Origin of the sequence: Galbibacter mesophilus, assembly GCF_023721415.1 — a bacterium.
Taxonomy (GTDB): Bacteria; Bacteroidota; Bacteroidia; order Flavobacteriales; family Flavobacteriaceae; genus Galbibacter; species Galbibacter mesophilus.
Window position 1 is genome coordinate 34,022 of the sequence record NZ_JAMQVC010000006.1, and the last position, 25,457, is coordinate 59,478.

Here is a 25,457-nt window from a genome sequence, read left to right on the forward strand (position 1 = left end):
CTTTTAGTATAGCGACTTAAAAGAAAAACGGTAGTAAATTAATCCATGATTGATGAACAAAGATTATTACGCAATTTTAATGGCAGGTGGAATTGGTTCACGGTTTTGGCCCGTTAGCACGCCACAATTGCCAAAACAATTTCACGATATCCTAGGTGCAGGGGAAACGCTTATACAAAAAACCTTCAGTAGATTAAATAAGCTTATACCTAAAGAAAACATTTTTATCTTAACAAATGAAGAATATGAAGAGCTGGTGTTGGAACAGCTGCCAGAGGTAAATGAAGAGCAATTGGTTTTGGAACCGGCAATGCGCAATACAGCACCTTGTATTTTGTATGCGTCTTTAAAAATTAAAAAACAAAATCCGAATGCACTTTTGGTAGTCGCTCCCAGTGATCATTGGATTGAAAATGAGGAAGCCTTCAATAATAACTTAGAGACCAGTTTTCAGTATTGCAAAAGTAATAAGGTGTTAATGACACTGGGTATAAAACCTACCTTTCCTAATACTGGGTATGGGTATATTCAGTATAAAAAGGACAAGGATTTACAAGTAAAGGAAGTTGCACAATTTTGCGAAAAACCTGATTACAAAACGGCTAAAAAGTTTTTAAAGGAGGGTACTTTTCTTTGGAATGCAGGTATCTTTATTTGGAGTGTGAAAAGCATTTTAGATGCATTTGAAAATTTTCAACCAAAGATGCTGAAGGAACTTCAAAACGGGCAAGATTATTTTAATACTGAAGCAGAAAAAGAATTTATAGACAAAACTTATCCAGATTTGGAAAAGATATCCATTGATTATGCCATAATGGAGCCTTCCAAAAACATTTACGTGTTACCAGCCACTTTCGACTGGAACGATTTGGGAACTTGGGGTGCACTTTATGACGAACTCCCGAAAGACGAAAACAAGAATGTAGTGGTGAATGCTAAAAGTCTTTTGGAAAATAGTAAAGGTAATGTTATTCACACCGCGAAAAATAAAACGGTGGTTATAGGCGGGTTGAAGAATTACATAATTATCGATGAAAAAGATAAATTATTAATTTACCCAAGAAAAAAAGAACAAGAAATAAAAGATTTAGTAGCTAAACTGGACGAAAAATACGGGCATTAATACCTATTTACCATGGAAGACGACAACAAAAAAAAGGGGCTTGGCCAAGACAATGTTACTCCTACAGATAATAGTAATGGTGATAAAGATCAGATGGAGGGAAAGTTAGGGCAGGATAACGTTACCCCTACAGACAATTCTAGTGAAGAAAGAGTGAAGCGCGATTTTTCCGGCTTTTTAGGGAGCTTGCGCCAGTTTTTTGAAGAGTTGCTGGATATAAGAAATAATACGGATCAAGAGGCTACCAAAACTAGTATTATAAACGATATACCGTTTAAAGGCCATACTTCATGGATTTTGGTCTGCTCCATATTTATCGCTTCCATTGGTTTAAATGCCAATTCTACAGCCGTAGTTATTGGAGCCATGTTAATTTCTCCGCTAATGGGTCCTATTTTGGGGATTGGGATGTCGCTCGCGATTAATGATATCGACACGCTGCGCAGGTCTTTAAAGAATTTTGCGGTAATGGTAATTCTTAGTATTCTCACTGCATTCTTATTCTTCAAATTGTTTCCGCTGCGCGACGAATCGTCTGAGTTATTGGCGCGAACCGCACCTGATATTCGTGACGTGTTGATTGCCTTTTTTGGTGGAACAGCGCTCGTAATAGCGAGAGCCAAAAAAGGTACCATTGCCAGTGTGATTTTTGGTGTGGCCATTGCAACCGCTTTAATGCCACCACTTTGTACGGTAGGTTTTGGGTTGTCTAAAGGTAATATAGATTATGCTTTGGGTGCTCTATACCTATTTACCATTAACACCATATTTATAGCGCTAGCTACTTTCTTGGTGCTTAAAATTCTAAAATTCCCAATGGTAAAATACGCCAATTCCAAGAAGCGTAAGCGTATTTCCCAATTGGCATCTGTATTTGCGATACTGGTTATGATACCGGCCGGAAAAACATTTTATGAAGTTTTGCAGGAATCCAATTTTAGAAACCAGGCAAATACTTTTATAAATGAAGACGTAAAAACCTATCAATTTGCTGGTGACGGTTTTCTTCTGGATAAATATTCTATGGTGGAGTATAACAAAGGTGAAGATCCGGTAATTGAATTGGTGTTTATGGGCGATGAGGCTATTCCGAAGAACATACAGGAAACTTGGCGTTCTAAAATGCAGTCGTATTCCAAACTGAAAGATGCTAAGTTGATTATTATGGGAGGCGAGAACAGCGAATCAGAAGATAAATTCAACTACGTTAGTGAGCTTTACGAAGCAAAAAAACAGGAGATTGTCTCCAAAGATCAACAAATAGACGTCTTGGAGCAGGAAATCCAGCGTTTAAGCAAGTTTGCTTATAATGAAGTGCCCTTTGATGAAATTAGTAAAGAGGTGAAAATTAATTATAACGAAATAGAGGAATTGGGATTTGGAAATGAAATTAAAACTAACTTCCAAAAAACCGATACGATTCCTACTTTTTTGGTAAAGTGGAATAAAAATCTCAATACTTCAGAAAGACAAAAAACTACCAAAAAACTTCAGGATTGGTTACAAGTACGTTTGAAAAATGAAAAAGTAGAAGTGAAGTTGTATCAATAGATGGGAAAATAAATTCTGTGCTTCATTCTTGTTTCAAAAAAATGCTGTAAATATTTTATAATTCTAAATTTATAGTATTTTTATAGCAACCAATTATACATATTTCCACCAGGAAATAATCTAAACTAACTTTGTAATGAAACAAGAATTGAACGATTTCTACGAATACGGCTATAAAGTATTCGGAGATAAAACAAAATTTCATCTTTGGCTAGAAACCAAAAGTCCTGCACTTGGAGATAAAACGCCGGCTTCATATTTTATCAGAACAAATGGTTTTCATATACTTCGGCAAACCTTGCAGCGCTTGGAAAATAATGGAGACGATTAATTTTTGTTGATTTATTTTCGTTTTGGGAATCTTGTTTAGTTTCTTTTCGGAAGTTTTCAAATGTTCTATTGGTGTTGAGACTTCATAAATTATCAGGTAATACTCATTGATATTTAATATATTGCATCCTTAAAAAAACAAACCCATGTCTAAACTGCTTAAATTTTCGTTCCTAATCCTACTTATTGCTTTTGTTGCGTGTTCCGAAGAAGATGATTCTGAAGGAGCCGGAAATCCCATCGCCGGTAACCGTTTGAGTACTGGAGATTCTGCAAGGGACTTCTTGTCCGATGAAACTTTTGATGAATTGATTGTAGAGGTGGTCTATGTGGAAGGTTTTCGACCAACGGATGCTTCCTTGAACAATTTATTGGCTTTTATTGAAGAACGTTGCCATAAACCTGGAGGTGTAGAATTGAATGTGCGCTCCTTTCCTAGTCCGAATATTGAACAATTTAATATTCAACAAGTGGATAGTATAGAAAAAGTGATGCGTTCCCAGTATAACCTTGGCAATAAAATGGCTTTGTATGTTTCTTTTTTAGACGGACAGTTTGAAGATGATTCAGACGATTCAGTAGTTCTTGGTGCTGCGTATAGAAATACTTCATTCGTAATTTTCGAGGAAACTCTTCATCGTTTTAGCGATGGCGTAAATGAGCCTGATCGGTTTTTGCTGGAAAGTACAGTTTTCAGGCACGAATTTGCGCATCTGCTTGGTTTGGTAGATCTAGGTACCGAAATGCAAACAGATCATTTAGATTCTGAGAATGGGAATCACTGTAATGTAGAGTCTTGTTTGATGAATTATAAAATAGAATCTGGAATTAATATTCCTGGAATGGCTTCAGAAGAAAATATTCCAGTTTTAGACAGTCAATGTTTGGCCGATCTTCGGGCCAACGGAGGAAAGTAACTTTCGCCTTATAGCCTTCCCTCGAACTTTAATGAGTATTTTTGCTGGGCAATTAGTGACTAATGACCAAAGGAAACAAATTAACAGAGGGAAGAATTTTAAATGCGCTATTGGGGTTGGCGTTTCCTATAATTATGGCCAACGTCCTACAGACCATGTATCAGTTAATAGATACTTTTTGGCTTGGGCGATTGGGAGCCAATGCGGTAGCTAGCGTAAGTTTAAGTTTTCCAATTCTTTTTTTGGTGCTATCGCTCGGCGGCGGATTAACCCTGGCGGGAACGGTTTTAGTTTCTCAGCACAAAGGAGCCGGAGACCAAAAAATGGTAAACTATGCCGCGTCCCAAACAGTAATGGTTGTGTTCGTGGTTTCTATTTTTTTAGCCGCGGTTGGATATTTTTCTGCTTCGCCATTGATGCAATTGGTGGGTGCTGCCCCAGAAATTCTAAACGACTCGGTTACCTATTTTAAAGTTTCTTCTTGGGGCTTCATTTTTCTATTTATGTTTTTTGTGTACCAATCGCTAATGCGAGGTATTGGGAATGTGCTGATACCAATGTATATTGTTTTTGGGACGGTTTTGCTGAACCTTATATTGGACCCGCTTTTTATTTTTGGCTATGGAAGTATTCCCGGGTATGGGGTAGCGGGAGCTGCTATTGCCAGTATCATTACCCAAGGCGTTTCTGCGGTTGCAGGAATGCTCATTCTTTTCAAAGGAAAAAGAGGTATAAAAGTCCGATTTTCTTATATGAAATTGGATTGGGAATGGATAAAAAACCTATTCGTTCTTGGTATTCCTTCCAGTCTAGACCAGTCGAGTAGAGCGATGGCAATGACTGCCATGATAATGTTGGTAACAGCTTTTAATAGTGAAATTGTAGCTGCTTATGGTATTGGTGCACGTATTTTAAGTTTAGTAATTGTACCTGCTTTAGGCCTTTCCATAGCTACCACCAGTTTGGTAGGGCAAAATATAGGAGCAGGTAGAATAGACCGTGCTGAAAAAGTAGGGGAGTTAAGCGCACTTATCGCAGCAATCGGACTCACATTTTTGGGGATGTTGCTTTTTATTTTTGCTGAACCTTTAACACGATTTTTTGTTCCAGATGATGAAAATGTAATTAAAATTGGTGCAAAATTTATTCAAATTATGGCACCAAGCTTCGGATTGTTGGGAGTGCAACAAGTTTTAAACGGTGTGTTTAACGGTGCTGGATTAACCACTGCATCCATGCTGTTGTCGGTTTGTGTACTTTGGGTAATCCGTTTTCCTCTGGCTTTTATTCTTACTCATAAAACCTCACTTAGTTACGAAGGGATTTGGTGGGCATTCCCTGTTTCAAATGCATTGGCGGCACTTATCGCTTTTGTGTATTTTAAAAGAGGAACTTGGAAATACAAAGGAGTACAAGTGTAATTGAGATTTTTTTATTCTGAAGGAAATAAAATCCTTTGTCCTCCATCAATTAATTGATTAAGAAGTCTTAAATAAGCTTCCAACTTCCCAATCTAATTCTTAAATTTGCACTTCCTGTAAAAAGGGTGTAAAAAGAAGCAAAACACTATGTTTGATAATTTAAGCGAAAAGTTAGATAAAGCGTTTCATGTTTTAAAAGGACATGGGCAAATTACGGAGGTTAATGTGGCCGAAACACTTAAAGAAGTGAGACGGGCTTTGTTGGATGCCGATGTTAATTTTAAAACTGCCAAAGAATTTACCAATACCGTTAAGGAAAAGGCATTGGGCCAAAACGTATTAACCACGTTGCAGCCAGGTCAGTTAATGGTTAAGTTAGTGAAAGATGAGCTTACCGAGTTGATGGGTGGTGAGGCAGCTGGAGTGGATTTATCGGGCAATCCTTCTGTGATTCTCATGGCAGGTTTACAAGGTTCGGGTAAAACTACTTTCTCGGGGAAGCTTGCTAACTTTCTAAAAAATAAAAAGACTAAGAAGCCACTTCTGGTAGCCTGTGATGTGTATCGACCAGCGGCAATCGATCAGTTGCACGTGGTAGGGGATCAAATTGGTGTTGAGGTGTTTTCAGATAAAGGGAATTCAGATCCTGTGGCAATTGCCAATGCTGGTATTGCCCACGCCAAGGCCAATGGACATAATGTGGTGATTGTCGATACTGCAGGTCGTTTGGCGGTAGATCAGGAGATGATGACCGAAATTTCCAATATTCACAATGCTATAAAACCAAACGAAACGCTCTTCGTGGTAGACTCCATGACTGGTCAGGATGCGGTAAATACGGCCAAGGCGTTTAACGATGTATTGGATTTTAACGGAGTAATTCTTACTAAATTAGATGGTGATACCCGTGGAGGTGCTGCGTTGTCGATAAAATCGGTGGTTGATAAACCTATCAAGTTTATCGGTACGGGAGAAAAAATGGATGCGATTGACGTTTTCTATCCATCGCGTATGGCAGACCGTATTCTTGGAATGGGAGATGTGGTTTCCCTTGTTGAAAGAGCACAAGAGCAATATGACGAAGAGGAAGCGAGAAAGCTTCATAAGAAAATAGCAAAGAACCAATTTGGTTTTGATGATTTCTTGAGTCAGATTCAGCAGATAAAGAAAATGGGAAGCATGAAGGATTTACTGGGAATGATTCCCGGTGCCGGAAAAGCTTTAAAAGGAATGGATATAGATGATGATGCTTTTAAGGGAGTAGAAGCAATAATTCATTCCATGACACCTGAAGAACGTTCCAATCCTTCTGTTCTTAACGGAAGTAGAAAAAAACGAATTGCAAAAGGTAGCGGAACTTCTGTACAGGAAGTAAACCAGTTATTGAAGCAATTCAACCAAATGAGCAAGATGATGAAGATGATGCAAGGCGGTGGAGGCCGAAAGATGATGCAAATGATGCAGGGAATGAAATAGACAAGGTCCCAGATCTGTAGAGTTTTAGATAGAAATTAGATTAGGGAGAAAGAATTTAAACTTTGAATTTTTGAACCTTGAACCCAGAACCAAAATTATATAATGGAAATATTAGACGGTAAAAAAATATCCAACCAAATAAAAGACGAAATCACCGTTGAGGTAGATAAAATGAAAAAGAAGGGGGAGAAAGTTCCTCATCTAGCGGCAGTTTTAGTTGGAAACGATGGTGCTAGTTTAACATATGTTGGCAGTAAAGTAAAATCGTGCGAACGTGTAGGTTTTGAATCTACTTTAGTAAAATTGCCTAGTACGACCAGTGAGTTAGAGTTGCTTAACAAAATTGAAGAGTTAAACAAAGATGAAAATATTGATGGATTTATCGTTCAATTGCCATTACCAGAGCAAATAAACGAGCAGAAAGTATTGATGGCGATCGATCCCGATAAAGATGTAGATGGTTTTCACCCAACCAATTTTGGAAAAATGGCGTTGGATATGAGTACGTTTATTCCGGCAACGCCTTTTGGTATTTTAGAGTTGTTGGAGCGTTATAATGTGGAAACCAAAGGGAAGCATACCGTTGTAATCGGTAGGTCGCACATCGTGGGGCGCCCAATGAGTATTTTAATGGGAAGAAAAGGGTTTCCAGGGAATTCTACGGTAACCTTAACACATAGTCATACTAAAAATATAACCCAAATAACTTCACAAGCTGATATTATAATCACTGCGTTGGGGCAGCCAAATTATTTAAAGGCTGAAATGGTAAAAGACGATGTCGTTGTAATTGACGTTGGTATTACGCGCGTTCCCGACGAAGATGCGCCACGTGGCTATAAAATCACAGGAGATGTAGATTTTGAAAATGTAAGTAAAAAGGCTAGTTATATTACACCAGTTCCAGGTGGAGTAGGCCCTATGACAATTGCGATGTTGCTGAAAAATACGTTATTGGCAAGAGAAAGACATAGAGCTAGAAACGGTCAGTAGTGATAAATTTTACTAACGATTAGGGAAAAGCGAAGAGGAAATAGGGGTTTGTAGTTTTTTTTAAATGCGAAACACCAACTTTTGAGCAACTATTGCAATCGCATTCAAAAATCATAATTCGTAAATTCTATAAATGACTAAAGCTTCGGTTCTTTGCCGGAGCTTTCTTTATTTGTATGCTTTCCGTATTCGTTTTTATAAATTTTCACCAAAAGTAGAAATAGACTAACCAAAAGCGGTCCGAATATCAAACCTATAAATCCGAAAAGCGGTACACCAACTACAACACCAATCAAAGTAATAAGCGGATGTAAATTAGCAAGTCGGTTTTGTACGATAATTCTAAAAACATTATCGGTAGATCCTACCACTACCGCCCCGTAAATAAGCAACCCGATAGCCTGCCAGTTTTGTCCTTGCGAAAAGAGCAAAATAACAACCGGAACAATACCGAGCGCTGTACCGACAAAGGGAATCATGGAGCCAATTACAGTAACAACAAACCAGAAAAGCGGGTCGTTTACACCAAAAATATAATATCCAATTAGCGCCACAATACCTTGCATAACGGCAACTAAAGGTATTCCGATAGCGTTGGATTTTACTATTTCGTTACTTTCTTTGGAAATAGTCTTGATGTTGCTGTCACTAAGAGGAATATAAGCCAATATTTTCTCCTGAAGTTTTTCAGTATTTATAAGCATGAAATACAAAATAAAATACATGATAGTAATTGCAATGGCCGTATCAAAAGTTGTGCCTGCCAATCCTTGGATTTGATCTGAAACCCAACCGGTAATATCTTTGGTGTTAATTTGAGAAAGGAAATCTATGCCGATATAATCTTCTAAACAGCCTAATTTCGATTTCACAACGGTGGTCAGTTCTTCAGAATTTTTAACCGCCTTTTGTATTTTGGAAGATAATAAAAGGATTATCAAAGAAATTGGGATTACAATAATAAATATGGACAGAAGGATAATAATTGTCGCAGCCAGCCATGGTTTCAAACCCTTATTAAGCAGTTTAACCATGAATTTTTTGAACAATACAAAAATGGTGATAGCTCCAAGGATTCCTGAAAGATAGGGTGCCATTTCCTTCGAAATGAGATATCCAAGTGCTACAATTATAGCGAGAATTGTTAATTGTCTAATTAAAGAAGGGCTTAATCGATCTGTGCTCATAAATTGGTTGAAGTTGTTCATTAAAAATAAGCAAAACTACTTCAAGGATTGTTAATTCTCCTCTAAACTTTAACACGATCGATGATTTTTTTTAAGCAGTTGTAAAAAAAGATCAATATATTTCCGTTCCTTTCACTGAGCGATCGTACATAACAATGCTTCCAGCAACAGCAACATTTAAGCTTAATGTAGATTGAAATTTAATAAGCTTATGCGATTTTTCAATAGCCTCGTTGCTCAGCCCATGATCTTCAGCTCCAAGGAGATACACGGCCCGACGTGGATGTTTGAAGTCTTGCAGTAATTCTGCCGACTCGGTCAATTCCACACCAATTAAAAGTGCACTTTTAGGTAAGTGTTTATAGAAATCCTCAAAAGTGTCATAATGAAAATAGGGCATGGCTCCAACAGCTTTATGAGTGTCGCACGCCTGTTTATGGTATCGGTTTCCAATGGTAAATATAAAACTAGCACCGAGGTTTTGGGCAGAACGCCATAAAACACCTAAGTTTTCCGGTGTTTTACCGTTTTGTATTCCAATTCCAAAATAGCCTTGCTCTAAATTATCTACTTGCATTGGTTGTTTTTTACAGATTTGTGCCCATAGTGTAGAAAAGTTCAGCTTTCGATTCTAAGAATTTTATATTAAGCTCATTTTGTTTTAATTCGGCATCAATTAAGCTTTTTTCCCTGGAATTAATCAAAAATAAAGAACTTTCCCCAACTGAAAATTTCCGTTCTTCAGCATTGATCAAGGTTTTATAATTTTCTACCATTTCGCGGGTAATTCCTTTTTGGGTTTCCAAAGAGTTGATTGTATTCTGAATGGCCGTAATTTTATTTTGAATACTTACTGCTTCGGAAGTACGTTCGAATTCCGTTTCAGCAATTTTAATTTTTGCCAGTTTCAGGTCTCCACGTTCTTTCCGCAGGAAAAGAGGGAGTGAAAAATTAACACCCGCTTTATAATTGGAGGTCATGTAATTATCAAAATCATCAAATTCGGTATTCAAAAAATTATATTCCAAATCTAGTTTCGGCAAGAGTTTGTTTGCTTTTAGGGCACGATCAACATTTAAAACGTTAAGTTTAGCATCCAAAGCTCTCAATTTTGGGTGACTATCGAGTAATTCATTATTGTTGTACATGTCTTCCGCAAGGAGAGAGGACTCTAAAATTTCATCGGTTGGATTTTCAGGGATGATATCATCTTTTAATTCAACCGGAACATCATTAATCCAAATGAAATTACTAGCCTTTAATGCAGCTTTTCGGGTGTTTAGCATTGCATTTTCAAGACCCAAAAGTCTGCTTTGTAATATGATTTTTGCTTCCGTAGAATCAATAGGGGCAAGGTCTCCCACTTCAATGCTACGCTTTATCGCCTGTAATCTAAAATCTGCATTTTCTATGAAGGAAGCATATATTTTTTGCTCATTATAGGCTTCAATCCAATTAAAATAGGCCAAACTGGCTTCATACAGCAAGGTGTTTATCATTAAATCTCTTTCCGCGGTAGTTTGATCAACAAAATGCTTTGCTTTCTTTAGGGTGGCCATTCTGTCGTTCATTAAAAAACCTTGCAGTACGGAAAATGAAACCCCAGCACTGTATAATCCATCTTCGGGAACGGTTAAACTTGGATTTAAAAAGGCACCTGTGTTGTTTTCGTAATTCGCTTTAAATTCAATCCCGTACCAAGTAGGGATTTTGAATGTGGTATTTAAAATATCGTAATATTCGGTCTCTTTAAATTTTTTGCGGTCGTAGTCCACACTAATTTTCGGATCAAAACCTCCTCTTGACTTTAGTAGGTTTGCTTCACCAAGGCTCAGCTTTAAATTGGCCTGCTTCACCAAAGGATGATGTGCTTTTAGGTAACCCATAAATTCTTCATAACTCAGGGTATTGGTAGGGATGCTGTCTTGAGCATTTACCATAACAACACCGAATGAGCTAAGTAGGAACAAGAAGTAATATTTTATTAATTGATACTTCATAAAAATTACTTTTTGGATTCTTCAGTGGTTGGTACATAATAATCTGGAGGGAAACCATTAAGGCGTCGCCACAGTTCGTACCAAATAGGAACATCGTTAAGTAAAGCAAGTGTTCTAGCACCTGAACCTACGCGAATATTTTCTGGCCAATCATGGTCTTCTTTATCCGGAGCAATTAAAATACGGTATTTTCCATTTGGACTTATAAAACGTTCAATCGCCACTACTTCGCCGCCATAGGTTCCAAAAGAAGCGTTGGGCCATCCACTAAAAACGATGGCTGGCCAACCATCAAATTGTATTCTTATTTTTTCACCCTGATGCATTAAAGGCAAGTCAATTGCATCAACAAACGTTTCAACAGCCAAATCGTACCTAGAAGGCATGATGCCAACAAGCCTTTCGCCTTCTTTAAATGTTTCTCCAATACCGGATTTAATAGCTTTGTTTATGTAGCCACTTTGCGGAGCAGTTACATAGTGAAAAGCCTCCCGAAGTCTATAATTGGCCGTTTGGTTATCTAATTTAGATACTTGAGCTTCTGTATCGAATTGCTGGGAGGTAGTTGTGAATTGATCACTTTTAATTTTTGATATTTTTTCTGCGTACTCCGCTTGAATTCGGTTTCTTTCAATAGAGGCATTTATAACTTCATTTTTGCTGGCCATCCATTTGTTTTCCTGAGCAATTTGTTTAGCCTGCATTTCTTGAAGCTTCAGCTTTTTGTCTTCCACATCTGAAGCAGATTTAAGACCTTCCTCATTCAAAGTGTTTATACGCTCGTATTGTCTTTCTGCAATTGTAAGGTTGGTGTTTACCGCAATCAGGTCAATACTGTCACTTTTCGCTTTTAACTGCGATTGAGTCAGTTTATTTTCAGCTTGTAACAGTTTAAGTTTTTGTTCCTGTTGCAGCGCTTGGATTTGTTGATTTAGAGCATTTATTTTTTCTTTATAAGACTCAACAGCATTGCTTTTGGCATTTCGTTGTTGTATGGTTCTTTCCAGTAATTGCGGATCTTGATATTCATTTTTTATTTCTGAAATATACAAGATAGTATCTCCTTTTTCCACATAATCACCTTCTACAACATACCATTTCTCAATTCGCCCTGGAATAGGTGATTGTATGGTTTGCGGTCGTTGTTCGGGGGTTAATGTGGTAACATAACCTTTGCCGAAAACGGTTTGTGTCCAAGGTAGAAATAGAATAATAAAAGCGATAATGGCAAACCCTCCCAAAAAGCGATTAAAATACTTATAATGTCTTGTGTGGGTAGCCTTTTTGTAAGCCGAATATTGTTCGAGGCTTACTTTTTTATTCAACTTAATATGCGATATATTTAGCATTCTTATAGCTTTTTAGCGGTTATAGTACCATCGTTTAAACTGATTTCTCGATCACAATATTTAGTCCAAATAGGATTTTGACTGGAAACAATAAGGGTCCATGGTCTTTCTGGGCTTGCTAAAAAGGCCATTAATTGTTCAGCCTCTTCTTTTTCAAAATTATCGAATACATCTTTCAGTATAAGAAGTTTGGGATTGTGGATGATGGCTCTTGCTATTAATATCTTTTTGGAAATCGTTTGGGAAATCTGTTTTCCTTCCGGATGCATTAGCGTTTCCAAACCTTTCGGTTGTTTTTTAATAAATTCCTGTAAGCCAAGGTTCGCTAATATTTTTTGTAGATATTGATGTGAAACATTGGTGCTTCCCAAAGTTATATTTTCTAAAATGGTCCCTTCAAAAGGAGTTTGTTCAGGAAGAACTTGTCCAATTTGAGCCCTATATCTGTTTGGCCATACACCTTTCATTGAAATATTGTTCACGAAAATGGAACCTTCGGTAGGTTTTATTAATCCAGAAATAATTTTTAAAAGGGTGGTTTTTCCGGAACCGGCTTTTCCTCTTAAAAATATTTTTTCTTTGAATAAGATTTTTAAACTGACCTCTTTTAGGATGGTGTAGTTTTCTGGTGTTTTGTACCAAACATTCTCCAGATCAATATCCAAGTCGTCACGCTCTTCAAATGGATCCATTCCTTCTTGAGGCTCTAGTTTTTTATCGACCACTTGTCCTATTTTTTCAAGTGATGTAAGAATATCGTAGAAGCCTTCCAGTCCGTAAATCATTTTTTCTACGGAATTAATCACAAGTAATATGATGATTTCCGCGGCCACAAACTGCCCGATATTCATCTGTTGGTTAAGAACCAGTAAACCTCCAATAACTAAAAGTCCTGCGGTTACCAGCACCTTAAACCCAATCATTTGGATGAATTGAAGTTTTAAAATTTTAAAGTGCCCTTCTCTTTCTTCCAAATAAAGAGAAGTGAGGTCATCATTTTTTCGCATGGCCATGCTGGTGTCTCCAGATAGTTTAAAGCTAATAAGGCAACGTGCCACTTCCTGCAGCCAATGTGCCACTTTATATTTGGCTTTAGATTCATTTAAACTGGTAGCGAGACCTTGGGAAAACGTAATCTTAAATACAATGTATATCATTATTATAAGTAAGATTCCATAAAAAATAAAGAATGGATGATAGAATGACAGGAGTATAAGTCCGAAAATAATTTGTAAAAAAGCCGCTGGAAAATCCAATAGTAATTTCGCTACATTTTTCTGTACCGTAATGGTATCAAAAAAGCGGTTGGCAAGTTCTGGCGGATAATAATTTCTTAGCTTTTCCGTCTTTATTTTTGGAATTCGGTAAGAAAACTCAAAGGAAGAACGCATAAAAATTTTCTGCTGAATGTTCTCCAAAATACGTATTTGCATAATCTGTAGCGTTCCCTGAAAGGCAACTCCTAATGTAACTAAAACCACCAAAATTATCCAAGAGGTACTTACTTGGGCACCTTGAATTAAATTGATAATAGCTTGAATTCCCAGGGGTAGGGTTAAGGAAACCAAACCGGCAAAAACGGCGTAATAGATAACCTGTCTAACATCCCTTTTGTCCATTTTTAAAAGATCAACAAGGCGTTTCCAGGGGGTGAGTATCATTTTGTCCATAGATTACTTTTTAAGGGCGTAATTTACTACTTGAGTTAAAAAATGAGTGGTTGTTTCCGGCTTGTCGCAAGTGGTGATGGTTGGGAAGTGTTCCCTTAAAAAATGCTGATGAAGAGTAGATTCTAAAAGTGTACTTGCTAAACTTTTTGAATATTCATAATCTTCATTTACTTCATTTATTATTTTTTCTAAGCGGTTAACCAGTCTTTTATAGATTTGAAAATAACCTTCTTTATTATCTCTATCTACTTCTTTGGTTAAAAAAGATTTAGAGAATTCATTTATTACAATTTTATTGAGGATTACTTCGTTTACATGCGAATAGTTAGAGTCTTCCTCTGTAGTGCGAGTAACAATTTCTATAGCTTTGTTAAGTCTTTCATGCGGATCTTTAAGACTGTAAGTGGCAAAGACCAATTGATATTCCAGCCAAGCCCAGTACCAAGAACTCAAATAAAGCAAAAGCTTGTGCTTATTTTCAAAATAGCGGTAAACCGAACTTTCAGTTGAATTGATTTGAGTTGCCAACTTTTTAAACGTAAAAGCTTCAAAACCAATTTCGTTAATTAAAATAATGCTTTGCTCTATAATCCTTCTGCCTAAATCGGTAGATTCTGGGTCTTTAAGAAATGTCTTCTCATTCCCCCTTATTCTTAGATTCTCCAATAATTGATCCATAACTCGCATGTAATTCGTACAAATATAGTAGTATTACTATTGAATCAAAATAGTTTTACATTTATTTAAGAGTGTAGGAGCTTTTATAACATTAATTTAATGGTCTAATACCCGTAATGTGACGAATTGTTAAGGTATAAAAAAAACCTCAAACATACGCTTGAGGTTTCAATAATTTATAGGATGAAGTATTTTACTCTTCGTTTTCTTCTTTAATAAGCTCCAGATCAATATTGGCTACTTCGCTGTCTATTGCGGCAAAGCTGTCGTTTCCTTTAGCACCGATAGTAATTTTGTATTTAGAAGCATTATCTTGAAAAGGGAGCGACATCAATTTTCTATCTGCTTTTTCAAGAACTCCAAGACTTACCATTTCACCGTTAACTTCAGCCCACATTTTAAACTCTTTGTCTTCCGGTAAATCCGGCATAGAAACAATATTGATAGCTGTCATCCTTTCTTTAGGATTAATGTAGGCCACCGATTTTAAGTTTTTTGCTCTTTCATTTCCCGTAATTACGTATTTACGAGTTTCTGGATCATTCAAAACAGCATATTTGCTTTTGATATTTTCCAGCTTTGAATTGGTAGAAAGGATATCTTTTTTCAGGTTTTCAATCTGACTGGCAACTGTATTCTTTTCATTGGAAAGCAGTTTGTTTTGCTTCCATAAAGTAATGGTAGTGGCTCCAAACAAAAAAGTGGTAACACAAGCGGCCACAAAGTACCACGGAATACTTTTCTTAGCGGAAGATGCCATCGTAACCTCTGTGTTTTCTTCAGAAATTGCTTTCAGAATATCAGATTTTACACTTTTCGGTGCTTCAACGGCGTATGCTTTCGCATAGAATTCTAAATTATCTTGCAGTTCTTTGTAAACGGTTTGCACTTCGATTTCAGTATCTAGAAAATGCTCAACCCGTATCTCTTCTTCATAACTTGTTTCGCCAATTAAATAGCGCTCTAACAAGTCACTTTCTAAAAATATTTTAACTTCTTTTCTCATGGCTTTACTGAATTATCAAATAAAATAATATTGACAATGTAGCAGGATCGTATATGCGTCTTAGTTCTCTTAGTCCTATTTTCAATCGGGATTTGATAGTGCCAAGAGGAATGTCTAACGCTTCGCTAGCCTCTTGCTGGGTCATACCTTTGAAGAATAAGGCCTCCATTACAATTTGATACTTATCATCAAGTGAATCTAGATGTTTCCTAATATCAAGATGCTCTGGATTTACACTTTCAACTCCTAAATTATATACGTCTGAAACCTCGATTTGGATTTCCTGATCGCTTTTTAAATTGGCACTTCTTATTTTATCGATGGCAGTATTGCGGGTAATGCGGAACATCCAAGTAAAAAGTTTCGACTTTTTATCGTCGTAAGTGCCTATTTTCTTCCAAATCTTCATTAAGCTTATTTGGAGTACATCCTTGGCCAAATCTTCATCCTTGGTAATTTTTAAAGCAACCCCAAAGAGTGTATCCCCATAATGGTCGTAAAGTAAAGACATGCCTTTTTCGTCTTTATCTTTTAATAATGAAATAATATTTTTTTCCAGAAGTTGACTCATATAATAACGTACTAATAACTTGAAGTAGGTGGTGCCAAGGTAGTTTTTTATGAAATGTTCAAATTTATTAATTAAAACGATAAAAAGTACGTGTGCGTATACTTTTGTAAATTAATACACATTTACCTCTGGTTCAATCTCTATTTGAAACGTTTCTTTTACTTTTTGCTGAATGCGAAGCGCTAAATCCCAAATTTCTTCTCCGGTAGCATTTCCGTAGTTGACCAAAACCAATGCTTGGTTTTTATGCACGCCGGCATCCCCAAAACGTTTTCCTTTGAAGCCGCATTGCTCGATAAGCCAACCAGCGGGAACTTTAACTTCTTCATTAGAAACTATGTAATGTGGAATAGTTGGATGCTTTTCCTGAAGCTTTTCAAACTCTTGAACTCCGATAACCGGATTTTTAAAAAAACTACCGCTATTACCCAAGACTTTTGGGTCTGGTAATTTACTTTGCCTGATTGCAATTACCGCATTGGATACGTCTTTAATGCCAGGGTTTTCTATTTCTTTTTTGGAAAGTTCTGCTTCAATCGCGCCGTAGGAAATATTAAGTGTATGAGGTGCTTTTGATAATTTAAAAGTTACGGAAGTAATTATATACTGGCCTTTATTTCTTTTAAAATAAGAATCCCTGTACCCGAATTTACAATCTTCTTTGGTAAAGGTAGCTGTTTCCAATGTTTGAATATCGATGGCTTCACAACTGTAAAAGACATCTTTAAGTTCCACACCATAGGCGCCAATGTTTTGTATAGGTGCCGTGCCCACATTTCCTGGAATTAGGGAAAGATTTTCCAAGCCTCCAAATCCCTGTTCCAATGACCAAAGCACAAACTCATGCCAATTTTCACCAGCTTGGGCTTTTACTAAAACGTGATCGTTGGTTTCTTCAATAATCTCTTTTTTGGTAAGATTTAAATGAATCACCAAACCGTCCACATTTTTGGTGAGCAACATATTACTTCCCCCGCCAAGAATAAACTTGTGGGGGAATTTTTTTAATTGCAGTACATTTTTTAATTCTTCAACAGAAACGACTGATACGAAATTTGCAGCCTTTACATCAATACCGAAAGTGTTGTAAGGCTTCAGTGAAACATTTTGTTGAATGGAAGGCTTTTTATCCATTGTAAACTTTTAAAGCCTCTTTAAGGATGTTAACCGCTTTTACTAAGTTTTCTTTTTTCAAAACATAAGCGATTCTTACTTGATCTAAGCCAATGCCTGGCGTGGAATAAAATCCTGCTGCGGGAGCAACCATAACAGTTTCTCCATCAACATCGAAGCTTTCCAGTAGCCATTGTGCGAAATCATCGGTGTTTTTTACTGGAAGTTTAACAATACAGTAGAACGCTCCCTGAGGTTTAGCTACGGTAACGCCTTCAATTTTGTTTAGTTCAGTAATCAAAAGATCTCTTCTTTCAACATACTCTTCAATAACTTCATCAAAATAACTTTGAGGAGTGTCCAAGGCTGCTTCACTGGCAATAAGTGCAAATGCAGGTGGGGAAAGTCTGGCTTGAGCAAATTTTAAGGCAGTATTTATCACCTCTCTATTTCTTGAGATCATACAGCCAATTCTAGCACCGCACATGCTATATCTTTTGGAAACCGAGTCCACAACAATGGCATTATCTTCAAGTCCTTCTTCCTGAAGGATAGAATAATGCTCTGCGCCATCGTATGCAAATTCGCGGTACACTTCATCCGCAACCAAAAACAAATTGTGTTTTTTTACAATTTCAGCAAGTTTTTTTATTTCTTCTTTTGAATAAAGATAACCGGTAGGATTACCTGGATTGCAAATTAGAATTGCCTTTGTTTTTGGCGTGATAAGCTTCTCAAAATCCTCAATAGGAGGTAATGCAAAGTTGTTGTCTATTTTAGAAACTACTGGAACCACTTTAACCCCAGAAGCAGTTGCAAAACCATTATAATTGGCATAAAATGGTTCTGGAATAATAATTTCATCGTCGGTATCCATTATGGAGCCCATGGTAAACATTAAAGCTTCTGATCCACCAGTAGTAATGATGATTTCTTTTGGGTCAACTTCAATGTCCCTTTTGCCGTAATACGCGGCAAGTTTCGTTCGGTATTCTTCAGATCCCTCACTTCTGCTATACTCTAAAATTTCGAGCGTGTTGTTCTTCACTGCATCCAAGGCAACTTTTGGAGTGTTAATATCCGGTTGCCCGATGTTTAAATGAATAACATTAATTCCTCTTTTTTTGGCATCTTCCGCATACGGAACTAATTTACGTATAGGCGATTGGGGCATTTGTAGCCCTTTCTCAGAAATTGTCGGCATATCTCAAATTTTATATCGTGCAAATTTGCAAAATATATTTTATAATTCGTTACAAATGTCACGTTCTTCTGGCGTGGAATGCATGTTAAAAACCAAATTAAATCCAATAATTTTTAGTATCTTTAAGAGGTTTGGGGCTTTAACTCCCAAAATTATGGCAACTTTTAAAAAAAATATCTGCATTTTTTTTGGGTTCGCTATTTGCTTTTTGACGTTTGGACAGGGTGGGTTTAGTATTATAGATGATGATAAGTTTGAGAAAATCCGTTTTGACTTTGTAAACAACCTCATTGTTCTTCCCGTTGAAGTAAATGGCGCAAAGTTGTCATTTATTTTAGATACTGGCGTTAACACTCCTATTCTTTTTAATATTACTGAAAGTGATTCCGTAAACGTGCATAATACCCGTGAAATCTATATTCGGGGTTTAGGGGATGGCGAGCCTATAAAAGCAATTCATTCAGAAGGCAACGTTTTTAAATTAGGAAATGTTGTCAATTATCAACAAGATTTTTATTTAATTACCGACAGCGATATAAATTTTTCGCCTCGGATAGGCTATAAAGTTCATGGTATTATTGGTTATGATTTGCTGAAGGATTTTGTGGTAGATATAGATTACGGTGCCGAGCGCTTGAAATTATATGACCCTGATCAATATGATTATGACAGTTGTAGAAAATGTGAAACCTTACCGCTAACTCTGGAAGGTAGTAAAGCTTATGTACATGCCAATATTAAACAGTACACCGCGATTGAAGAAGTGAAAGTTAAACTTTTGTTAGATAGTGGAAGCTGCGATGCTTTGTGGCTTTTTGAAAATAATGAGCATGAAATCACAGGGCCAATGAAGTTTTTTGATGACTTTCTCGGTTTTGGTCTAAGTGGAAAAATACATGGTAAAAGAGCTCGAGTACAGCGCTTTTCACTTGCAGGATTTGAATTGCCGGAAGCTAAAGTAGCCTACCCCAACGAGGAAGCGCTGCAATTCATAGATGTTATGCAGGACAGAAATGGATCTTTGGGTTCTGAAATTCTACGTCGTTTCGATTTGGTGATTGATTATCCCAATCAAAAAATAACCTTTAAAAAGAACCGCAACTTTAAAGATCCTTTTAAATATAATATGAGTGGGATAGAGTTACAGCATAATGGTTTGCGTTTGGTGAAAGCGTTAATGAGTGATTACAAAGGATTGGCGAGTAACGCTAATTTTAATCAAAGTACCAAGATTTATCTCCAAAAGCAATTTGATTTTGAGTTACATCCCGCTTTGGAAATAGCCGAAGTGCGGGAGGGAAGTCCAGCATCAGAAGTTGGTTTGCGCCCCGGGGACGTTATCTTAAAAGTTAATAATCGATATATTCACAAATACTCTTTGCAAGAAGTAAGTGAAATGATAAATGAAAAAGAAGGGAAATTGGTTCGCCTTTTAGTGGATAGAAAAGGGTCGGAATTAAAATTTGCTTTTGAACTACAAAAAATGCTTTAGAAGAAAAAAGAAGAATTAAAAAATGTCACCCTGAGCTTGCCTGCCATGGGCAGGCAGGCTCAGCATGACAAATAGAATTTATTTTCCAGCGCTATCAGCTAGCACTGTTCCTTTAATTTTTATGGCCACTGTTGGCGTATCTGCGTTAGATTGTACCGTAATGGTTTTTCGGATTGGCCCAACACGATTCGTGTCATATTTAACTTCAATTACACCGGTTTTTCCAGGTGCTACAGGGTCTTCCGGTTTTTTAGGAATAGTACACCCACAACTAGAGCGTACATTAGAAATTACCAAAGGAGCATCTCCCGTATTTCTAAATTCAAATACACGCACACCATCACTTCCTTTAGCGATTTCACCGTAGTCAATCACGTCTTTTTTAAACTCTATTTTTGCTGTTTTGTCCTGAGCTGTGGCAGTAAAGCCAATAACCCCAACAAATAAAAGCATTAGTAATTTTTTCATCGTTTTTAGATTTAAGTGAATATCAAATTTAATTACTTTTCGCCAACCCACAAAACTTAATTAGTGAAACCCGCATTTCAAAAGCCATGGGCGCATTGAGATGGGCTGGTTGAACTAATCCCGACCGGTAGAGTCGGGATCTCATTTCGTTTTCTGTCTTTTCCCGCATTTCAAAAGCCATAGGTGCATTGCAATGGGCTGGAAAATCTTATCAATTCTTAATGCAATATAGAACAAGCCCATCCTTGACTAAATTATTAAGTCCTTCAGCAGTAAATAACCACAAAAAGCTTAAACGAGTTCTTTTATAATCCTGTGGATATAGCTACTTTTGCAGTCTTAATCCAAAAAGTGTTCCAAAAGATGAATATTCCATCAAAATACGATGCAAAATCGGTTGAAAACAAGTGGTATGATTACTGGACAAAGCATGATTATTTTCATTCTGAGCCAGATGAAAGAGAACCCTATACCATTGTAATTCCGCCGCCAAACGTAACAGGAGTATTGCATATGGGGCACATGTTAAACAACACTATTCAAGATGTGCTCATAAGAAAAGCACGTTTAAAAGGATTGAATGCTTGTTGGGTGCCTGGTACCGACCATGCTTCCATTGCTACGGAAGCAAAAGTAGTGGCGAAATTAAAAGCTCAAGGAATCAATAAAGCCGATTTAACACGTGAAGAATTTTTAGAACACGCATGGGAGTGGACACATGAGTATGGCGGGGTGATTTTAGATCAACTAAAGAAGTTAGGATGTTCCTGTGATTGGAACCGTACTAAATTCACCATGGATGAAGATATGTCTGCTTCTGTAATCAAGGTATTTGTTGATTTATACGAAAAAGGGCTTATTTACCGCGGTTACCGAATGGTGAATTGGGATCCAGAAGCAAAAACAACACTTTCCGACGAAGAGGTAATTTATGAAGAGCGTCAAGGACAACTTTTTTATATTAAATATTTAATTGCCAATGAAGACGGAACTTCTTCAGAAGAGGAAGCTGTTACCATTGCAACTACACGTCCAGAAACCATTTTGGGGGATACTGCTATTTGCATCAATCCAAATGATGAGCGTTACCAGCATCTAAAAGGTAAAAAAGCTATTGTTCCGTTGGCAAATAGAGTTATTCCAATTATTGAAGATGAATATGTCGATTTAGAGTTTGGTACCGGTTGTTTAAAAGTAACACCTGCGCACGACGAGAACGATAAAAATCTTGGCGATAAACATCAGTTGGAAGTTATTGATATTTTTAATGCTGATGCTACCTTGAATAGTAACGGACTGCATTACGAAGGAAAAGATCGATTTGTAGTTCGTAAGGAGATTACCAAAGAATTGGAGGAGAAAGGATTTTTGGTAAAGACGGAAAACCACATGAATAAAGTAGGAACTTCCGAACGTACCAAAGCAGTTATCGAACCTCGCTTATCCGATCAATGGTTCTTGAAAATGGAAGATTTGGCAAAACCTGCATTGGATGCCGTATTGACCGAAAAAGAGATTAAGCTTTTTCCTTCTAAGTTTGAAAATACTTATCGTCATTGGTTGGAAAATATACGTGATTGGAACATTTCCCGCCAACTTTGGTGGGGTCACCAAATTCCGGCATACTATTATGGAGATGGAGAAAATGACTTTGTAGTAGCCGAAAATATAGAAGAAGCACTGGCAAAATCCAAAACTAAATCGGGGAACAATAGTTTAACGCTGACCGATTTAAAGCAAGATGAAGATTCATTAGATACTTGGTTTTCTTCTTGGTTATGGCCAATTAGTGTTTTTAACGGTATTAATGAGCCTGAAAATAAGGAAATACAATATTATTACCCTACCAACGACTTGGTAACGGGACCAGATATTCTTTTCTTCTGGGTAGCGCGAATGATTTTCGCCGGATATGAATTCCGTGATCAAAAGCCGTTTAATAATGTATATTTAACTGGTTTGGTACGTGATAAGCAACGCCGAAAAATGTCCAAATCCCTCGGAAATTCCCCTGATGCACTAAAATTAATTGAAGAGTTTGGTGCAGATGGTGTTCGAGTGGGATTATTATTGAGTTCCGCTGCAGGAAACGACCTTTTATTTGATGAAGCGCTTTGTCAACAAGGAAAGAATTTTGCCAATAAAATTTGGAATGCCTTCCGTTTGGTGAAAGGATGGGAAGTTGCCGATATCGAGCAGCCAGATTATGCTTCAACAGCTATTCACTGGTATAAAAATAAGTTTCAGCAGACACTTGCCAATATTGAAGATCAGTTTTCGAAATACCGAATTTCAGATGCTTTGATGGCAACGTATAAATTGGTTTGGGACGATTTCTGTTCATGGTTATTAGAGATGGTAAAGCCGGCTTATCAGCAGCCTATCGATAAAAAGACGTATGAAGAAATTATTGCCTTGTTTGAAGCAAACTTAAAATTACTTCATCCATTTATGCCTTTCCTAACGGAAGAAATTTGGCAATTAATGGCGGAAAGAACACCAGAAGAAGCGCTTATTGTTGCTAAATGGCCTGAGCTCACCAAATCAGACGAAAAAATAATTGCTGAATTTGATTTTGCTGCGGAAGTAATTTCGGGAATTAGAACCATCCGTAAAGAGAAAAACATTGCTTTTAAGAATGAAATTGCTCTTTCTGTGATGAACAACGATAAGGTTTCAAACACCTTTGATAGTATCATCAAAAAGCTCGGAAATATCGATGAGCTCGCGTACGTGGATGAAAAAGTAGATGGAGCGATAGCTTTCCGTGTAAAATCCAACGAATACTTTATTCCTGTTGGAGGAGCTATTGATGTAGAGGAGGAAATAAAGAAGATAGAAGAAGAGTTGAAATATACCGAGGGATTTTTAAAATCCGTTCAAAAGAAATTATCCAACGAACGCTTTGTTAATAATGCTCCTGAAAAAGTAGTAGCCATTGAAAAACAGAAGGAAGCAGACGCACTTTCAAAAATAGAAACGCTAAAGGAAAGTTTGGCGAGTTTGAAATAATTTTTTGGCTGGACGCTAGATGCTTAAGGCTGGAAGGTCGATTGCTTTTAGAACAACAATATAATAAGGTGAAATTAAAAAGCGGATTTAAGAAGCCCCATTCTTAAATCCGCTTTTTAAATGCAATCAAGTGCTATATTTAGTTTAAATCCGCAAAATACTCCTTAACCAATGCAATGTATTGCTTTTTAGCTTCCTCCTCGCTAAGTCCGCGAGCTTGGAATAGGGCATTAGCCTTAAAAGCGTTTATAATGGCTCTTCGGCTACTGGGCGGTTCGCTATTTTGAGTGGCCTTTTTGTAGTAGGCATATAGGCGCAGCAGAAAATCTGCTGGAAAAGAATTTTCATAATTATTGACTCTTTCCACGGCATCTTCGAATTCCTTATGTAGTTCCTCTGCTGTCATTTTTTTAAGAAGCTATAATATCGATACCTCCTTTTACTTTTTGGTTAAGCGCTACTTTCACATCGCTTCCTAGTGGAAGGAATAAATCTACTCTAGACCCAAATTTAATAAAGCCACCATCGGCTCCTTGAGTAACTGTTTCACCTTCTACGGCATAATTTACAATTCGCTTGGCAAGGGCGCCTGCAATTTGTCGGTAAAGAACCTCACCGTAAACGGGATTTTCTATTACAACCGTTGTTCTTTCATTTTCTTCGGAAGACTTTGGGTGCCAGGCCACTAAAAACTTACCAGGGTGGTATTTGCTGTATTTCACAATGCCACTTAATGCATAGCGGGTTACGTGCACATTAACTGGGGACATAAAAATAGAAACCTGAAGTCGCTTATCTTTAAAATATTCTTTTTCAAATACTTCTTCAATAACCACTACCTTACCGTCAACGGGAGCTATGATGTTCTCGTCGGTAACTTTTGTTATTCGCTTAGGGTTTCTGAAAAATTGAAGGATTAGAATTAAAAGGATTAAAAATGCTACTTGAACTGTAATTTTCAACCAATTTATATCCACATAAAAATGCGCTAAAAGTATTCCAATAGCGGCTATAATGAAGGTGATGGCTATAATTTTATGCCCTTCTTTATGAAACATAATGAAAAATTTGTAGTGTTAAATATGCAAAAGGAGCTGCGAAAATAAGGCTATCAAGTCGGTCCAACAATCCTCCATGTCCGGGTAAAATAGCTCCACTATCTTTTACACCTGCCAATCGTTTAAATTTAGATTCAACCAAATCCCCGAGGGATCCTGTAACAACCACGACTACCGTTAAAATAAGCCATTGGATTAAATTTAGCTCCTTGGTGGTTATATACAAAACATACGATGCTATAAGGGCAAATACCAAACCTCCCAAAAAACCTTCAACAGTTTTCTTAGGTGATACACTTGGGAAAAGTTTTGTTTTGCCAATGGTTTTTCCTACCAAATAGGCAAACGAATCGTTAACCCAGATCAATATAAAAATACCAATTATTAAAGATTCGGCAAAATCGTCTGGTTCTTTATATGGAATCATAGTAAGGAAAATACAGCCTCCTCCAATATAGCATAAAGTGAGAACGAATCGCTGTGCATTGGTATAGACAATTCTTTTTTTTGAAAAAAGCTGACTAACAAGAATTAGGTTTACAGCGATGCAAACCAACAGTAAAGTGTATCTTAGAAAAGGTTGATGCTGAAGTTCGCCAAGAAGATAAATATAGAGCCACCAAACTACTAAAAAAGCGATAAAAATATAATAGCCAGTTAGTCGGATGATTTTTTTAAACTCGTAAATACAGGTGAGACCGAAAATCAAGAAAAGAAAGTCGAACGCATCATTACTTAAATATACGGCAGCTAAAAGTAAAAAAACATAAATAATACCGGTTAGGGCACGTTTAAAAAGTTCTTTCACAAAGTTGGGTTTTAATTTATATTCGGCTCT

23 protein-coding genes are annotated in these 25,457 nt (G+C 37.0%); 9 read left to right on the top strand and 14 right to left on the bottom strand.

Annotation, left to right across the window (positions count from 1 at the left end; all coding sequences use genetic code 11):
- Positions 1–52 precede the first annotated feature (52 nt).
- The 7 genes from NDQ75_RS15365 (at position 53) to NDQ75_RS15395 (ending at position 7,811) form a co-directional block, all read left to right on the top strand.
- Complete coding sequence (locus NDQ75_RS15365) at positions 53–1,123, top strand: mannose-1-phosphate guanylyltransferase (protein ID WP_202029687.1); 1,071 nt, start codon at positions 53–55, stop codon at positions 1,121–1,123.
- 93 nt (positions 1,124–1,216) lie between these two features.
- Entirely contained in the window at positions 1,217–2,674 is a 1,458-nt protein-coding gene (locus NDQ75_RS15370) for a DUF389 domain-containing protein (protein WP_202029778.1), read from the top strand.
- A gap of 136 nt (positions 2,675–2,810) precedes the next feature.
- The gene (locus tag NDQ75_RS15375) at positions 2,811–3,005 is read left to right on the top strand and encodes an MbcA/ParS/Xre antitoxin family protein (RefSeq protein ID WP_202029688.1); all 195 of its coding nucleotides are present in this window, start codon (positions 2,811–2,813) and stop codon (positions 3,003–3,005) included.
- A gap of 145 nt (positions 3,006–3,150) precedes the next feature.
- Positions 3,151–3,921: a membrane metalloprotease gene (locus NDQ75_RS15380; RefSeq protein WP_242513726.1), complete on the top strand. Its 771-nt coding sequence runs from the start codon at positions 3,151–3,153 to the stop codon at positions 3,919–3,921.
- A 62-nt stretch (positions 3,922–3,983) separates the two neighbouring features.
- On the top strand, positions 3,984–5,342 hold the full coding sequence (locus NDQ75_RS15385; RefSeq protein ID WP_202029689.1) for an MATE family efflux transporter: 1,359 nt from the start codon (positions 3,984–3,986) through the stop codon (positions 5,340–5,342).
- 147 nt (positions 5,343–5,489) lie between these two features.
- Complete coding sequence (gene ffh, locus NDQ75_RS15390) at positions 5,490–6,818, top strand: signal recognition particle protein (RefSeq protein WP_202029690.1); 1,329 nt, start codon at positions 5,490–5,492, stop codon at positions 6,816–6,818.
- A gap of 102 nt (positions 6,819–6,920) precedes the next feature.
- On the top strand, positions 6,921–7,811 hold the full coding sequence (locus NDQ75_RS15395) for a bifunctional 5,10-methylenetetrahydrofolate dehydrogenase/5,10-methenyltetrahydrofolate cyclohydrolase (protein ID WP_202029691.1): 891 nt from the start codon (positions 6,921–6,923) through the stop codon (positions 7,809–7,811).
- Positions 7,812–7,948: 137 nt separating this feature from the next.
- Here the strand turns inward: NDQ75_RS15395 and NDQ75_RS15400 are convergent, their stop codons facing one another.
- The 10 genes from NDQ75_RS15400 to NDQ75_RS15445 all read right to left on the bottom strand — a co-directional run bounded on the left by NDQ75_RS15400 (position 7,949) and on the right by NDQ75_RS15445 (position 18,589).
- The gene (locus tag NDQ75_RS15400) at positions 7,949–8,998 is read right to left on the bottom strand and encodes an AI-2E family transporter (RefSeq protein ID WP_202029692.1); all 1,050 of its coding nucleotides are present in this window, start codon (positions 8,996–8,998) and stop codon (positions 7,949–7,951) included.
- A gap of 112 nt (positions 8,999–9,110) precedes the next feature.
- The gene (locus NDQ75_RS15405; protein ID WP_202029693.1) at positions 9,111–9,575 is read right to left on the bottom strand and encodes an RNA methyltransferase; all 465 of its coding nucleotides are present in this window, start codon (positions 9,573–9,575) and stop codon (positions 9,111–9,113) included.
- 10 nt (positions 9,576–9,585) lie between these two features.
- Positions 9,586–10,998 carry a TolC family protein gene (locus NDQ75_RS15410; protein WP_202029694.1) on the bottom strand — a complete coding sequence of 471 codons (1,413 nt, stop codon included), beginning with the start codon at positions 10,996–10,998 and terminating at the stop codon, positions 9,586–9,588.
- Between the two features lie 5 nt (positions 10,999–11,003).
- Positions 11,004–12,347: an HlyD family secretion protein gene (locus tag NDQ75_RS15415; protein WP_202029695.1), complete on the bottom strand. Its 1,344-nt coding sequence runs from the start codon at positions 12,345–12,347 to the stop codon at positions 11,004–11,006.
- A gap of 2 nt (positions 12,348–12,349) precedes the next feature.
- On the bottom strand, positions 12,350–14,017 hold the full coding sequence (locus NDQ75_RS15420) for a peptidase domain-containing ABC transporter (protein WP_202029696.1): 1,668 nt from the start codon (positions 14,015–14,017) through the stop codon (positions 12,350–12,352).
- Between the two features lie 3 nt (positions 14,018–14,020).
- The gene (locus tag NDQ75_RS15425) at positions 14,021–14,695 is read right to left on the bottom strand and encodes a TetR/AcrR family transcriptional regulator (protein WP_202029697.1); all 675 of its coding nucleotides are present in this window, start codon (positions 14,693–14,695) and stop codon (positions 14,021–14,023) included.
- Positions 14,696–14,888: 193 nt separating this feature from the next.
- Complete coding sequence (locus NDQ75_RS15430; RefSeq protein ID WP_202029698.1) at positions 14,889–15,701, bottom strand: anti-sigma factor; 813 nt, start codon at positions 15,699–15,701, stop codon at positions 14,889–14,891.
- 4 nt (positions 15,702–15,705) lie between these two features.
- Positions 15,706–16,272 (bottom strand): RNA polymerase sigma factor, encoded by a 567-nt coding sequence (locus NDQ75_RS15435; RefSeq protein WP_202029699.1) that lies wholly within the window; start codon positions 16,270–16,272, stop codon positions 15,706–15,708.
- A 111-nt stretch (positions 16,273–16,383) separates the two neighbouring features.
- Positions 16,384–17,406: a UDP-N-acetylmuramate dehydrogenase gene (gene murB / locus NDQ75_RS15440; RefSeq protein ID WP_202029700.1), complete on the bottom strand. Its 1,023-nt coding sequence runs from the start codon at positions 17,404–17,406 to the stop codon at positions 16,384–16,386.
- Entirely contained in the window at positions 17,399–18,589 is a 1,191-nt protein-coding gene (locus NDQ75_RS15445; RefSeq protein WP_202029701.1) for a pyridoxal phosphate-dependent aminotransferase, read from the bottom strand. The genes murB and NDQ75_RS15445 overlap by 8 nt, the downstream gene beginning before the upstream one ends.
- Before the next feature lie 154 nt (positions 18,590–18,743).
- Here NDQ75_RS15445 and NDQ75_RS15450 point away from each other — a divergent pair, with 154 nt between their 5' ends.
- Positions 18,744–20,081, top strand: coding sequence for a PDZ domain-containing protein (locus NDQ75_RS15450; RefSeq protein WP_202029702.1), 1,338 nt, complete (start codon positions 18,744–18,746; stop codon positions 20,079–20,081).
- A gap of 78 nt (positions 20,082–20,159) precedes the next feature.
- On the opposite strand, the gene NDQ75_RS15455 is transcribed toward NDQ75_RS15450, so the two are convergent.
- The gene (locus NDQ75_RS15455) at positions 20,160–20,549 is read right to left on the bottom strand and encodes a DUF1573 domain-containing protein (protein ID WP_202029703.1); all 390 of its coding nucleotides are present in this window, start codon (positions 20,547–20,549) and stop codon (positions 20,160–20,162) included.
- 363 nt (positions 20,550–20,912) lie between these two features.
- Here NDQ75_RS15455 and NDQ75_RS15460 point away from each other — a divergent pair, with 363 nt between their 5' ends.
- Positions 20,913–23,561, top strand: coding sequence for a valine--tRNA ligase (locus NDQ75_RS15460; protein ID WP_202029704.1), 2,649 nt, complete (start codon positions 20,913–20,915; stop codon positions 23,559–23,561).
- A 139-nt stretch (positions 23,562–23,700) separates the two neighbouring features.
- Here the strand turns inward: NDQ75_RS15460 and NDQ75_RS15465 are convergent, their stop codons facing one another.
- The 3 genes from NDQ75_RS15465 to NDQ75_RS15475 are packed head-to-tail and all read right to left on the bottom strand — an operon-like array spanning position 23,701 to position 25,427.
- Positions 23,701–23,967, bottom strand: a complete 267-nt coding sequence (locus NDQ75_RS15465; protein ID WP_202029705.1) for an acyl-CoA-binding protein — start codon at positions 23,965–23,967, stop codon at positions 23,701–23,703.
- 4 nt (positions 23,968–23,971) lie between these two features.
- Positions 23,972–24,619 carry a phosphatidylserine decarboxylase family protein gene (locus NDQ75_RS15470; RefSeq protein ID WP_202029706.1) on the bottom strand — a complete coding sequence of 216 codons (648 nt, stop codon included), beginning with the start codon at positions 24,617–24,619 and terminating at the stop codon, positions 23,972–23,974.
- Positions 24,609–25,427, bottom strand: coding sequence for a phosphatidate cytidylyltransferase (locus tag NDQ75_RS15475; protein WP_202029707.1), 819 nt, complete (start codon positions 25,425–25,427; stop codon positions 24,609–24,611). Before NDQ75_RS15475 ends, NDQ75_RS15470 begins: the two co-directional genes overlap by 11 nt.
- Positions 25,428–25,457: the final 30 nt, after the last annotated feature.